At 73.3% G+C, this 12,957-nt stretch carries 7 protein-coding genes and 1 pseudogene; 6 read left to right on the top strand and 2 right to left on the bottom strand.

Translation table 11 applies throughout. The features are described from left to right. Positions 1-70 precede the first annotated feature (70 nt). Positions 71-2,908, top strand: a complete 2,838-nt coding sequence (locus tag BS73_RS14460) for a penicillin acylase family protein (RefSeq protein ID WP_037572469.1) — start codon at positions 71-73, stop codon at positions 2,906-2,908. A gap of 75 nt (positions 2,909-2,983) precedes the next feature. Continuing rightward, entirely contained in the window at positions 2,984-4,222 is a 1,239-nt protein-coding gene (ftsY, locus tag BS73_RS14455) for a signal recognition particle-docking protein FtsY (RefSeq protein WP_037572467.1), read from the top strand. 188 nt (positions 4,223-4,410) lie between these two features. Here ftsY and BS73_RS39545 read toward each other — a convergent pair. Next, positions 4,411-5,007: pseudogene (locus tag BS73_RS39545) on the bottom strand (bifunctional DNA primase/polymerase); the annotation flags it as partial. A 1,065-nt stretch (positions 5,008-6,072) separates the two neighbouring features. On the opposite strand from BS73_RS39545, the gene nsdA reads away from it, so the two are divergent. The 4 genes from nsdA to BS73_RS14430 all read left to right on the top strand — a co-directional run bounded on the left by nsdA (position 6,073) and on the right by BS73_RS14430 (position 12,266). Continuing rightward, complete coding sequence (gene nsdA, locus BS73_RS14445; protein WP_051939936.1) at positions 6,073-7,584, top strand: transcriptional repressor NsdA; 1,512 nt, start codon at positions 6,073-6,075, stop codon at positions 7,582-7,584. Positions 7,585-7,898: 314 nt separating this feature from the next. Then, complete coding sequence (locus BS73_RS14440) at positions 7,899-9,227, top strand: ammonium transporter (RefSeq protein ID WP_037572463.1); 1,329 nt, start codon at positions 7,899-7,901, stop codon at positions 9,225-9,227. Continuing rightward, positions 9,224-9,562, top strand: a complete 339-nt coding sequence (locus tag BS73_RS14435; RefSeq protein ID WP_037572460.1) for a P-II family nitrogen regulator — start codon at positions 9,224-9,226, stop codon at positions 9,560-9,562. Before BS73_RS14440 ends, BS73_RS14435 begins: the two co-directional genes overlap by 4 nt. 184 nt (positions 9,563-9,746) lie before the next feature. Then, positions 9,747-12,266, top strand: a complete 2,520-nt coding sequence (locus tag BS73_RS14430; protein WP_037572458.1) for a [protein-PII] uridylyltransferase — start codon at positions 9,747-9,749, stop codon at positions 12,264-12,266. Positions 12,267-12,313: 47 nt separating this feature from the next. Here BS73_RS14430 and BS73_RS14425 read toward each other — a convergent pair whose 3' ends face one another. Beyond that, entirely contained in the window at positions 12,314-12,790 is a 477-nt protein-coding gene (locus BS73_RS14425) for a lamin tail domain-containing protein (protein ID WP_037572455.1), read from the bottom strand. Positions 12,791-12,957 lie beyond the last annotated feature (167 nt).

Here is a 12,957-nt window from a genome sequence, read left to right as displayed (position 1 = left end):
CGTCCACCCCCTACTGACCCGTCGGTAACTGACGTATCGTCAGCTCATCCGTTCACGGGAGGGAGCAGGGATGGCTCGGAGGGGATTCAGGGCGGCCGCGGCGGCCGCCGTATGCGCACTGGTCGCGGCGGTGGCGCTGCCTGCGGCGGAGGCGAGCGCCCAGGCGCCGGCCAGGGCGGCGGCCGCTGGCGCACAGCCGGCCGCCGCGCAGGACTACTGCGGGGGCCACTGCAACGACATCCTGCCGCCGGGTGAGAACGGCAACGCCACCCTGGCCCAGATACTCGCCGACCGCGCGCTCGGCGTCCGCCCCGCCCACACGGACGACCAGTTGGGCCCCTACGCCTCGCTCGCGGACGGGTACCCCGGGCTCACCGACGCGGACCTGGCCGAGTACTTCGACGACTCCTCCTTCGGCGTCCCCGCCGGCCAGGTGGAGAGCAGCGAGCAGCCCCGCTCGGACGTGACCATCGTCCGGGACAAGGCCACCGGCGTCCCGCACATCACCGGGACCACCCGCTCCGGCACCGAGTTCGGCGCCGGATACGCCGCCGCCGAGGACCGGCTGTGGGTGATGGACCTCTTCCGGCACGTCGGGCGCGGCGAGCTGACCGGCTTCGCCGGCGGCGCCGTCGCCAACCGGCAGCTGGAGCAGAGCTTCTGGCAGGCGGCGCCCTACACCGAGGACGAGCTGCAGCAGCAGATCGACGCCATCGCCCAGTCCGGCCCGCGCGGGCAGCAGGCGCTGGCCGACGCGCAGTCCTATGTGGACGGCGTCAACTCCTACATCAAGAAGGCCTACGCGGGCCGGTACTTCCCCGGCGAGTACGACCTCACCGGTCATATCGACCCGATCACCAACGCCGGGGAGATCCAGCCCTTCAAGCTCACCGACCTGGTCGCGCTGGCCTCGGTGATCGGCGCGCTGTTCGGCTCCGGCGGCGGGGGAGAGGTGCAGTCCGCGCTGGTCAAGGAGGCCGCCGAGGCCAAGTACGGGGTGGCGAAGGGCGATCAGGTCTGGGAGGCCTTCCGGGAGCGCAACGACCCGGAGGCCGTGCAGACCCTCCACGACGGGCAGTCCTTCCCCTACGCCCAGGACCCGGCCGACCCCAAGGGTCTGGCCATGCCCGACCCCGGCTCCGTCACCCCGCAGCAGGAGGTCTACGACCCGACCGGCTCGGCGACCTCCGCCACCGCCGAGAAGACCGCCCGGGTCACCGCGCCCACCGCGGGGTTGGCGAAGCTCAAGGGCGTCTACGACAAGGGCGTGCTGCCCGGGAACCTCCTCACCGCCAAGCACGGGATGTCCAACGCCCTGGTGGTCTCCGGCAAGTACACCGACGACGGGCACCCGGTCGCCGTCTTCGGGCCGCAGACCGGCTACTTCGCCCCGCAGCTGCTGATGCTGGAGGAGCTCCAGGGCCCCGGGATCAGCGCCCGCGGCGCGGCCTTCGCCGGACTCAACTTCTACGTCGAGCTGGGCCGCGGCCCGGACTACTCGTGGAGCGCCACCTCGGCCGGCCAGGACATCACCGACACCTACGCGGTGAAGCTCTGCAACACCGACGGCTCACCGGCCACCAAGGACTCGAACGCCTACCTCCTCGACGGCACCTGCACCCCGATGGACCGGCTGGAGCGGGACGACTCCTGGTCGCCGACGCTGGCCGACAACACGGCGGCCGGCTCCTACAAGCTCGTGATGTTCCGCACCAAGTACGGCCTGGTGCAGTCCAGGGCGACGGTCGGCGGGGTCCCGGTCGCGTACACCTCGCTGCGCTCCACCTACGGCCACGAGGTCGACTCGATCATCGGCTTCCAGATGCTCAACGACCCCTCCGCGGTGAACTCCCCGCAGACCTTCCAGGAGGCGGCGCAGCACATCAACTACACCTTCAACTGGTTCTACGCGGACTCCCGGCACATCGCGTACTACAACTCGGGCGACAACCCGGCCCGCCCGGCCGACGTCGCCCCCGACCTGCCGACCTGGGGCGAACCGCAGTACGCCTGGACCGGCCTGGAGCCGGCGTCCACCCACCCCCAGTCCGTCGACCAGGACTACTACGTCTCCTGGAACAACAAGCAGGCCGACGACTACTCCTCGGCCGGCTTCGGCGACGGCTCGATCCACCGGGCCAACCTGCTGGACACCCGGGTGAAGCGGCTGATCGCGAGCGGCCAGAAGATCAGCCGGGCCTCGCTCACCCAGGCCATGGAGGACGCCGCCGTCACCGACCTGCGCGGCGAGTACCTGCTGCCGGAGCTGCTCAAGGTGGTGGACAGCCAGCCGGTGACCGACCCCGGGCAGCAGGCCGCCGTCCAGGAGCTGCAGAACTGGCTGCGGGACGGCACCCAGCGCCGGGAGACCGCCCCGGGCAGCAAGCAGTACGCCGACTCGGACGCGGTGAAGACCATGGACGCCTGGTGGCCGCTGCTGGTGAAGGGCGTCTTCCAGCCGGACCTCGGCGAGCCGCTGTACACCGCGCTCACCGGCGCGCTGCAGATCGACGACACCCCGTACGCCACGGCGAGCGGCAGTAGCTCGGCCGACGTCAACGAGTCCATCCCGCACAAGGGCTCGTCCTTCCAGTTCGGCTGGTACTCCTACCTGGACAAGGACCTGCGGGCGGTGCTGGGCGAGCCGGTGCGGGGCGGCCTCGGGGCCGAGTACTGCGGCGGGGGCGACCTCGCGCAGTGCAGGCAGGTGCTGCTGAGCACGCTCAGCCAGGCCTCGGCGGCGACCTTCCAGCAGGTCTACCCGGGCGACTCGGACTGCTCCGCCGGCGACCAGTGGTGCGCCGACGCCATCATCCAGCGACCGCTGGGCGGCGTCACCGACCCGACGATCGAATGGCAGAACCGGCCCACCTACCAGCAGGTGGTCCAGTACCAGTCGCACCGCTGATCGGGGACCGGGCCGGGCTCGCCGCCACGCGGGTGCGCGAAGCCCGGCCCCGGCAACCCGCATACTGGGTGCGTCATGGAAACCATCATTCTCGCCGTAGTCATTTTCGTGGTCGTCGTGGCGGCGGCCTCCGGGCTCGTCGTCTCCGGTCGGCGGCGCAAGAGCCTGCCCAAGCCCCCTAGCAAGGCCGGGACACTCGCTCCGCCGGCGCCGCCGAAGGAACCGCAGGTCGGCGAGGACGCGGAGACCCCGCGGGACACCCCGACCCGGACCATCGAGGACGTGTCGCTGCCCGGGGAGGCCGGCGCCACCGTCGAGCCGACCGAGGTCGAGGAGCCGGAGACGGCCGCCGAGGCGCCGGCCGTCGAGGTGCCCGAGCCCACCGCCGGCCGCCTGGTCCGGCTGCGCTCACGGCTCTCCCGCTCGCAGAACTCGCTGGGCAAGGGGCTCCTCTCGCTGCTCTCCCGGGACCGTCTGGACGAGGACACCTGGGAGGAGATCGAGGAGACGCTGCTCGTCGCGGACGTCGGCGTCGGCCCGACCCAGGAGCTGGTCGACGCGCTGCGCACCCGGGTCAAGGTGCTCGGCACCCGCACCCCGCAGGAGCTGCGCGAGCTGCTGCGGGAGGAACTGGTCAAGCTGCTCGGCGACTTCGACCGGTCGCTGAGGACGGCGAAGCACGCCGACGAGGACCCGGTGCGTCCGGCGGTCGCCATGGTGGTGGGGGTCAACGGCACCGGCAAGACCACCACCACCGGCAAGCTGGCCCGGGTGCTGGTCGCGGACGGCCGCACGGTCGTCCTCGGCGCCGCGGACACCTTCCGTGCGGCCGCCGCCGACCAGCTGCAGACCTGGGGCGAGCGGGTGGGCGCCCGTACCGTCCGCGGCCCGGAGGGCGGCGACCCGGCGTCGGTCGCCTTCGACGCGGTGAAGGAGGGTATCGCCGAGGGCGCGGACACCGTGCTGGTGGACACCGCCGGCCGGCTGCACACCAAGACCGGGCTGATGGACGAGCTCGGCAAGGTCAAGCGAGTGGTGGAGAAGCACGGCCCGGTGGACGAGGTGCTGCTGGTGCTGGACGCCACCACCGGTCAGAACGGCCTGGTGCAGGCGCGGGTCTTCGCCGAGGTGGTCAACATCACCGGCATCGTGCTGACCAAGCTGGACGGCACGGCCAAGGGCGGCATCGTGATCCAGGTACAGCGCGAGCTGGGCGTCCCGGTCAAGCTGATCGGCCTCGGCGAGGGGCCGGACGACCTGGCGCCGTTCGACGCCGGGCAGTACGTGGACGGGCTGCTGGGCGAGGTGGAGTGAGCGCGCGCCCGGTCTGACCTGAGGGCCGGGAGCGAGTCGGGGCCGAGGTCGTCCGGGAGACCGGGCGGCCTCGGCCTCCGTCGTATCGGGCTCCGGCTGCGGGTGGCGGCGCTGCGGTGTTCGGGCCCGGCCGCCCGGTCCTCAGCCCCGTCGGGGCTCAGCCCCGACCGCCTCGGCCCCCGGCGGTCTCAGCCGGTCGCGCCCCAGCCCGCCGTCGCGTCCAGCAGGCGGTGGCCGGCCGCGTGGTCGTGCCCGCGGTGGCAGGCGTAGGCGAGGGTGCCGAGCAGCAGCCGGGCCTCCGGCAGCTGGCGGGCCGTGGCGTCGGAGGGCGGGAGCAGCCACTCGGGCGAGCCCAGCCCCGGCAGCACGGTCGGCGGCACCGCCACGTAGGCGCCCGGGCCGTGGCCGAGGAGGTCGAGGCCGGCGTCGTCCCAGCCGGTCTTGTAGAGGAGTTCGGGCAGGGCCGCGGTGGCACCGGGGGCGACGAAGAACAGCACCCGCCCTGCCGGGGTGGCGAGCACCGGCCCCAGCCTGGTGCCCATCCGCTCCAGGCGGGCCAGCGCGCGGTGGCCGGCCGGCTCGGGGACGTCCAGCAGGTCGAAGGAGCGGCCGACCGGCAGCAGCAGGGGGGCGTCCGGGGCCGGCGCCCAGGCGTTCTGGGCGTCCGCCAGATCGGCGCCCGGAGGCAGCTCTGCGGGCTTCTCCGGGGCGCTGCCGTCCAGGCCGCGGCCGACGCCGAGCGGATGCAGCCCGGGAGCGGGGCAGTGCGGGCGGCGGCAGCGGCAGCAGGCGGGGTCGTCGCGGAGCGCCGCCGGGCGCGGCAGGGCCGCCCGGGGATCGCCGCCGCCGAGGCAGGGATCGAGGCGGAGGCCCAGGTCGAGGGGGTCGTGCCCATCGCCCGCCGTGCGCGGGTCCGCGGGGTACCAGGTGTGGAGCAGAGTCCCCGGGCGCGGCGAGGAGGCGCTCGGCGCTGTCGCCGAATCCGCCGACCGCCGGCTCGGCTGTGTCGCCCGCGCGCCGGCCGCCGGCTCGGCCCGCCGCGGCGCCTCGGTCTCCCGGCCGGCGGCGGCCGAAGCGGAGACTCCGAGCGCCACCGTCCAGCCCCAGACGCCGGTGTACTCGGCGGCGGTCTGGCACCTCTTGGCGAGCGATGCCCTGGTCCGCCGCCGGGCGCCGAGGGAGCTCAGCGGGCCGGTGCCCCTGGGGCCCCGGGCGCCGAAGATCGGGCCGCCGAACGAGATGTCCATGGAACTCCCAACGGGGCGCAGTCGCCGATGGTTACGGGTCAGTCACGCTGTGTTGAGCGCCGGTGGGGCGCTTCGGCGCTCAGGGGGGCGTGCACGGGTTTTCCGCGCGCCCTTGCCTTCACCGTCTCGGGGGCTCTTCGTCGAAAGCTGTTGCCGGTGGTCGAGGACTCGGCAAGGGTGGTTCGCGGGTGGGCTCGGCACGCTCGTCACTCCTCGTGTCACCTCGTGGTCGCCGACGTTCGGCGCCCGGTGGTCCACGCGGTGCTGACGAGGAGTCACATGCGCCGGTCAGTTGCACTGTTCCCAGTCAAGCGCGACCGGCTCGGGAAAAGTTCACTCCGGGGGGTGGCGAAAGGTGGCGTTTCTGCGGATCGACTCCCGAACGGCTCGGGAATCGCGCTACTTTCCCCCTACAGGCCAGGTGGTTCAACGGCATCGTGGGTATGCCAATGGCAACCAAGTGGAGGCAATCGGGCGGTCCGGCCCCAACTCCGGCCCGAACGAAAGCCTCTGACGATCCGTCGGGTCGCGTGTTCGTCCGTTCGTACCGGCTCACCGCGGTGCGGGCACGGCAGCGGGGAGACCCGGGATGGGGGCGTTCCGGTGGTAGACAAACAGCCCAATGTCCAGCTCACGTCATGGTTCGGCCGCAGCGGATGGTCCAAGGGCGAGCTCGCCCGGCAGGTCAACCGCCGCGCCCGGCAGATCGGCGCCAACCACATCAGCACAGACACCTCCCGGGTGCGCAGATGGCTCGACGGCGAGCAGCCGCGGGAGCCGATCCCGAAGATCCTCTCCGAACTGTTCTCCGAGCGCTTCGGCGCGGTGGTCTCGGTCGAGGACCTCGGGCTGCGCTCGACGCTGCCGGTGGCCGGCGACTCCAGCGTGGACCTGCCCTGGTCAGGGCCGCAGACGGTGCAGCTGATCAGCGAGTACTCGCGCAGCGACCTGATGCTCAACCGCCGCGGCTTCCTGGGCAGTTCACTCGCCCTCGCGGCCGGCTCCGCCCTGATCGAACCGATGCAGCGGTGGCTCGCCCCGGCCCCCGGCACCGGCATCCCCGACCCCGGCTTCACCCCCGTCCTCGCCGCGGCCTCCGGCTCCCAGGACGGCGTGCGGCACACCGGCCGGCTCTCCGAGCCGGAGCTCATGCTGCTTGAGGACACCACCAGGATGTTCCGGCAGTGGGACGCCCAGAACGGCGGCGGCCTGCGCCGGAAGGCCGTGGTCGGCCAGCTGCACGAGGTCTGCGACCTCCTCCAGGAGACCTACCCCCCGGAGACCACCCGCCGCCTCTTCCGCACCACCGCCGAACTCGCCCACCTGGCCGGCTGGATGAGCTACGACGTGGGAATGCACCCCAGCGCGCAGAAGTACTACGTGCTGGCCCTCCACGCCGCCAAGGAGGCGCACGACAAGGCGTTCGGCGCGCTGATCCTGGCCGACATGTGCCGCCAGATGATCCATCTCAACCGCTGCAACGACGCCCTGGAGCTCATCCACCTCGCCCAGTACGGAAGCCGCGACTCGGCCAGCCCCCGGGCGCAGTCGCTCTTCTCCGCGCTGGAGGCGCGCGCCTACGCCAACCTCGGCGAGGTCAACCGCTGCTACCGCGCGGTCCGGATGGCCGAGGACTCCTTCAGCGACATCCGCGCCGGCGATCCGGACCCGGACTGGCTCTCCTTCTTCTCCGAGGCCGAGCTCAACGCCGAGAACGCCCACTCCTACCGCGACCTCTGCTACCGCGCCGACCGCAGCCCGATGTACTCCTCGCTGGCCGCCCCGGTGATGGCCCGCGCTGTCGACCTGTTCAGCCGGGACCCGGAGCACGTCCGCACCTACGCCCTCAACCTGATCGGCATGGCCAGCGTCCACCTCCTGCAGAACGAGCCGGAGGAGGCCGCGCGCTACGGGCGCCAGGCGGTGGAGATCGCCGCCCGGATCCGCTCCGAGCGGGTCAACACGCGGCTGCGGAAGACCGCCGCGGCTGCGGTCGAGCAGTACGGCTCGCTGCCGGCCGTCGCCGACCTGCGGGACCGGGTGGCGCAGGACCTCTCGGACGATCTCACCGCGACCGGCGGGGGAGCCCGCGGCGCCTCGTCGGTCGCGATCTGATCCGGATCCGCTCCACAACTGATCCGGATCTGATCCACTTCACCGCCGGCCGCACCGGCCCATTCGGGCCCGCCCTTTTCGGCTTCCCGAAGGCGGGGCCGAATGGGCGGGCAGATTACCGCCCGCCCACAATTCCGCCCGGTGCGTTCACCCGGCCGTAACACCCCGGCCCGGCTTGTCACCTCGGCGAAACCGCCGCAGGCCCCGACCGAAACCGGGCTGCGCCACTCTCCTCTGTCAACAGCCGCCACCGCGGGAGCACGGGACGGGAGCCCGCCAGGTGGATCGGCCCTGACATCCGAGGAGACGCGCCGATGCCGAATGGCTTCAGCGGCGGTGATACCGCCTTCGTACTGATAAGCGCGGCCCTGGTCATGCTGATGACACCGGGCCTCGCGTTCTTCTATGGCGGTATGGTCCGGGTCAAGAGCACCCTCAACATGCTGATCATGAACTTCACGGCACTCGCGGTGATCACCGTGCTCTGGGTGCTGTACGGGTATTCGCTGGCGTTCGGTCCGGACGCTTTCGGCGGAGTGATCGGCGATCTCTCCCTCTTCGGCATGCGCCACATCGGAATGAACGAGCTCTCCGGCTCGATCCCGGTGTTCGCCTTCGCCTCCTTCCAGCTGATGTTCGCCGTGATCACCCCCGCACTGATCAGCGGCGCGATCGCGGACCGCACCAAGTACATCGCCTGGGTGCTCTTCATCACGCTGTGGGGCACCATCGTCTACTTCCCGGTCGCCCACTGGGTGTTCGACACCTCGGACGGCTGGCTGGCCGCCAAGGTCGGCGCGCTGGACTTCGCCGGCGGAACGGCGGTCCACCTCAACGCGGGCGTCGCGGGGCTCGCCCTCTGCCTGGTGCTGGGCAAGCGGGTCGGCTTCAAGAAGGACCCGATGCGCCCGCACAGCCTGCCGCTGGTGATGCTCGGCTCCGGACTGCTGTGGTTCGGCTGGTTCGGGTTCAACGCCGGCTCCGCGCTGGCCGCCAACGGCCTGGCCGGCCTCGCCTTCGTCAACACCCAGATCGCCACCGCCGCCGCGATGATCGGCTGGCTGGCCTTCGAGAAGTGGCGGCACGGCAAGTTCACCACGCTGGGCGCCGCCTCCGGCGCGGTCGCCGGCCTGGTCGGCATCACCCCCGCCTGCGCCTACCTCTCGCCGCTCGGCTCGATCCTGCTGGGCCTGGTCGTCGGCGCGCTCTGCGCCTGGGCGGTCAGCCTCAAGTACCGCTTCGGCTTCGACGACTCGCTCGACGTGGTCGGCGTCCACGCGGTGGGCGGCGCGGCCGGCGCGCTGCTGATCGGCCTCCTCTCCACCGGGCACGGCGGCTCGCCCGCCAAGGGCCTCTTCTACGGCGGTGGCTTCGGCCAACTGGGCAAGCAGGCGATCGGTGTCCTCGCGGTCGGCGTCTACTCCTTCGTTATCGCGTGGCTGCTGGGTAAGTTGATCGACAAGACCATCGGCTTCCGGGTCTCCGAGGAGGTCGAGGTGGCCGGGATCGACCAGGCCGAGCACGCCGAGACCGCGTACGACTTCAGCGCGGTGGGCGCCTCGCTGGTCAACGCGGCCAGGGCCCTCTCCTCGGAGGGGCCGTCGGAGGGCGCTGAGGGCACGAGCAAGAAGGTGGACGCATGAGGCTGATCACGGCGGTCGTCAAGCCGTACCGGTTGGACGACGTGAAGGCCGCGCTGCAGGCGTACGGCGTGCACGGGCTGACCGTCACGGAGGCCAGCGGCTACGGCCGGCAGCGGGGGCACACGGAGGTGTACCGGGGCGCCGAGTACACCGTGGACCTGGTGCCGAAGGCCCGGATAGAGGTCCTGGTCGAGGACGAGGACGCGGAGGAGGTCATCGACGTCGTGGTGAAGGCGGCGCGGACCGGCAAGATCGGCGACGGCAAGGTCTGGTCCGTCCCCGTCGACTCGGTGGTCCGGGTCCGCACGGGTGAACGCGGCCCGGACGCCCTCTGAGCCGCGCAGCGACCAGGGGGCCCGCCCCCCGTGCCCGGCGTTCCGCGCGGCGGATCGGGGGGCGCGGGGGACCGCGCGCCCAGCCAGGCACTCCGCCGCCCTCGGCAGCGGCGTCCGGGTCACGACCCGGTGGCCGCTGCCGGGGCGGCGAAACGTGACCCGACGAGAACGGAGCACCACCCTCGTGACGCAGCAGGAGGCAGGCGGTTACCCCGAAGCGCGCGCAGCGCTGCTGCGCGCGGATCCGCGGCGCGGCGTCGCCCGCCGCAGCGCCCTCTCCGACCTGTCGGACCAGTGGCTGACCTCCCTTCTCCGCGAGGCCCGCCAAGCCGTGGAGGCCGGCCAGCCACGGGTCGCCCTGGTCGCCGTCGGCGGCTACGGCCGCCGCCGCCTCTCGCCCCGCAGCGACCTCGACGTCCTGCTGCTGCACGACGGCCGCGACTCCGCGGCCGTCGCCGAACTCGCCGAGCGGATCTGGTACCCGATCTGGGACGCCGGCGTCGAGCTGGACCACTCGGTCCGCGACCTCACCACCGCCCGCCACGTGGCGCGCGACGACCTCAAGGCCCAGCTCGGCCTGCTGGACGCCCGGCACATCGCCGGCGACGACGCGCTGACCGCCGAGCTCCGCTCCGAACTCCTCGCCGACTGGCGCTCCTCGGCCCCACGCCGCCTCCCCGAGCTCCACGAGCTCTGCCTCGAACGCGCGGAGCGGCACGGCGAGTTGGCGTTCCTGCTGGAGCCCGACCTCAAGGAGGCCCGGGGCGGTCTGCGGGACGTCACCGCCCTGTCCGCGGTCGCCGCCTCCTGGGTCGCCGACGCCCCGCGCGAGGGCCTGGCCGACGCCGCCGCCCGCCTGGCCGACGTCCGGGACGCCCTCCACCTGGCCAGCGGGCGGGCCACCGACCGGCTCTCGCTGCAGGACCAGGACCAGGTCGCCGCCGAGCTCGGCGTGCTGGACGCCGACATCCTGCTCCGCGAGGTCTACGAGGCGGCCAGGACCGTCGCCTACGCCTCCGAGGTGACCTGGCGCGAGGTCCGCAAGGTGCTCGGGGCCCGGCAGAACCGGGGCCGCCGCCCGTCCTTCCTCCGCCGCGGGGGCGGGGGAGCGGTGACCGCCGTGCAGCGGGTGCCGCTCGCCGAGGGCGTGGTCGAGCAGGACGGCGAGGCGGTGCTGGCCGTCGCCGCGCGCCCGGCCCAGGACCCGGTGCTCCCGCTGCGCGCCGCCGCGGCGGCCGCCCAGGCGGGTCTGACCATCGCGCCGGGCACCGTCCGCCGGCTGTCCGAGGCGGCCGCCGCCCATCCGCTGCCGGTCCCGTGGCCCGAGGAGGCCCGGGCGCAGCTGGTCACCCTGCTGGGCGCGGGCCGCAGCGCGGTCCCGGTCTGGGAGGCGCTGGAGGCCGGCGGCCTGATCACCCGGCTGATGCCGGACTGGGAGCGGGTGCGCTGCCGGCCGCAGCGGAACGCCGTCCACCGGTGGACGGTGGACCGGCACCTGGTCGAGACGGCCGTGCAGGCGGCCGCGCTGACCCGCCGGGTGGACCGGCCGGACCTGCTGCTGGTCGCGGCGCTGCTGCACGACATCGGCAAGGGCTGGCCGGGCGACCACTCCGCCTCGGGCGAGGTGATCGCCCGCGACCTCGGGCGCAGGTTCGGCTTCGGCAAGGAGGACGTGGACGTCCTGGCGCTGCTGGTCCGGCATCACCTGCTGCTGGTCGAGACGGCGACCAGGCGCGATCCGGAGGACCCGGCCACGGTGGCGGCGATCACCGGCACGGTCGGCAGCGTCCGCACCCTGGAGCTGCTGCACGCCCTCACCGAGGCGGACGCGCTGGCCACCGGCCCGGCGGCGTGGAGCAACTGGCGGGCGGCGCTCGTCGCCGACCTGGTGCGGCGGGCCTCGGCGGTGCTCTCGGGCGAGGCGTCCGGCGAGGCGTCCGACGCGGGGGAGCAGACCGGGCCGACCGCGGACGAGGAGCGGCTCGCGGTCGAGGCGGTGCGCACCGGCGGCCCGGTGCTCAGCGTCCGGGAGCACCACACCGCGGGCGACGGCGGCGCCGGTGGTGACGGCGGCGAACGAGGCGAAGGCGGCGCGGACGGCGAAGGCGGCGCCGAGTCGCTCGGCGCCGAGCTGACCCTCGCCCTGCCGGACCGCCCCGGCGTCCTCCCGCTGGCGGCCGGCGTCTTCGCCCTCCACCGGCTGACCGTGCTGGCCGCCTCGATCAGCGAGCTCGACCCGCCGGCTGAGCTGGGCGGGGCCGGTGACGGCCGCCCGGTGCTGGTGCTCAGCTGGACGGTGGCGGCCGAGTTCGGAGAGCTGCCGGAGCCGGCCAGGCTGCGGGCCGACATCCGCCGGGCACTGGACGGCGGGCTGGACGTCGCCTCCCGGCTCGCCGAGCGGGACAAGGCCAGGCCGCGCCGCCGCGGCGTACCGGCGCCGCCGCCGCGGGTGACGGTCGCCCGCCGGGCCTCCGCCTCGGCCACCGTCCTGGAGGTGCGGGCGCACGACGCCCCCGGGCTGCTGCACCGGATCGGCCTCGCCCTGGAGGACGCCGGGGTGCGGGTCAGGACGGCCAGGATCTCCACGCTGGGCGCGGACGCCGTGGACGCCTTCTACCTGACCGACGCGGACGGGCGGCCGCTGGCCCCGGAGACGGAGAGCCGGCTCGCCAAGGAGCTGGAGCGGGCGCTCTCGGCGGGCTGATCCGCGGGCGGCGGGCTGACCGGCGGGCGGCGGGCTGAGCGGCGGCCTCAGCAGGCCGTCCAGGCGCGGTGGCTGTTGTTGTACGAGCAGCTGTCCACGGCCCGGCCGGCGGAGTTGCGGAGCCGGGCGGTGTCCTTGTCGTTGTTCCACACGTACCAGTGGAGGCCCCAGTACCGGTTGGCCGCGGTGTTGCCGCCGCTGCCGGTGTGCACCCGGACGGAGGCGTGGGCGCCCAGGGTGTAGCGGCCGAAGGTGTAGACGTGGTTCGCGGCGTCCCGGACCGTCCAGCCGGTGAGCGAGGCGGCCCGGGAGCCGCCGTTGGTGATCTGCACCCACTCGCCGTTGAGGCTGGTGTTGCCGCCCCGGTCGGTGCCCGGCGAGTTGTAGTAGATCTCGGAGAAGTGGATGGTCGGCGTGGCGGCCGCGGCGGGCGCGGCGAGCGGCAGGACGAGGCCGAGCAGAGCGGCGCCGGCGGCGGCGGTGACCGCGGAGACTCCTGCTATTCGCGAGTCGCGGAGACTCATGATTCCCCCCTTGTGCGTGTTCTGTGAATCACTCGTGATCAAAGACTGTAGAAGGCCCACGGTATCGGGAGGACCGCCTCGGGGGGTTCGTTATGGGAGCGGTATCGGGTGTGCGACCCGATTCGTACCGTCTTCCGACCGGTCCCCAGGGTCCGGGCCTCGCACCG

The organism is Phaeacidiphilus oryzae TH49 (genome assembly GCF_000744815.1).
Taxonomy (GTDB): domain Bacteria; phylum Actinomycetota; class Actinomycetes; order Streptomycetales; family Streptomycetaceae; genus Phaeacidiphilus; species Phaeacidiphilus oryzae.
This window is presented reverse-complemented; position numbering and strand designations above follow the sequence as displayed.

What these genes read in the sequence shown, in the direction of transcription:
- BS73_RS14435 (WP_037572460.1), top strand. Translation starts at nt 9,224, where the DNA reads ATGAGGCTGATCACGGCGGTCGTCAAGCCGTACCGGTTGGACGACGTG.
- BS73_RS14440 (WP_037572463.1), top strand. Translation starts at nt 7,899, where the DNA reads ATGCCGAATGGCTTCAGCGGCGGTGATACCGCCTTCGTACTGATAAGC.
- BS73_RS14425 (WP_037572455.1), bottom strand. Translation starts at nt 12,790, where the DNA reads ATGAGTCTCCGCGACTCGCGAATAGCAGGAGTCTCCGCGGTCACCGCC.
- ftsY (WP_037572467.1), top strand. Translation starts at nt 2,984, where the DNA reads ATGGAAACCATCATTCTCGCCGTAGTCATTTTCGTGGTCGTCGTGGCG.
- BS73_RS14460 (WP_037572469.1), top strand. Translation starts at nt 71, where the DNA reads ATGGCTCGGAGGGGATTCAGGGCGGCCGCGGCGGCCGCCGTATGCGCA.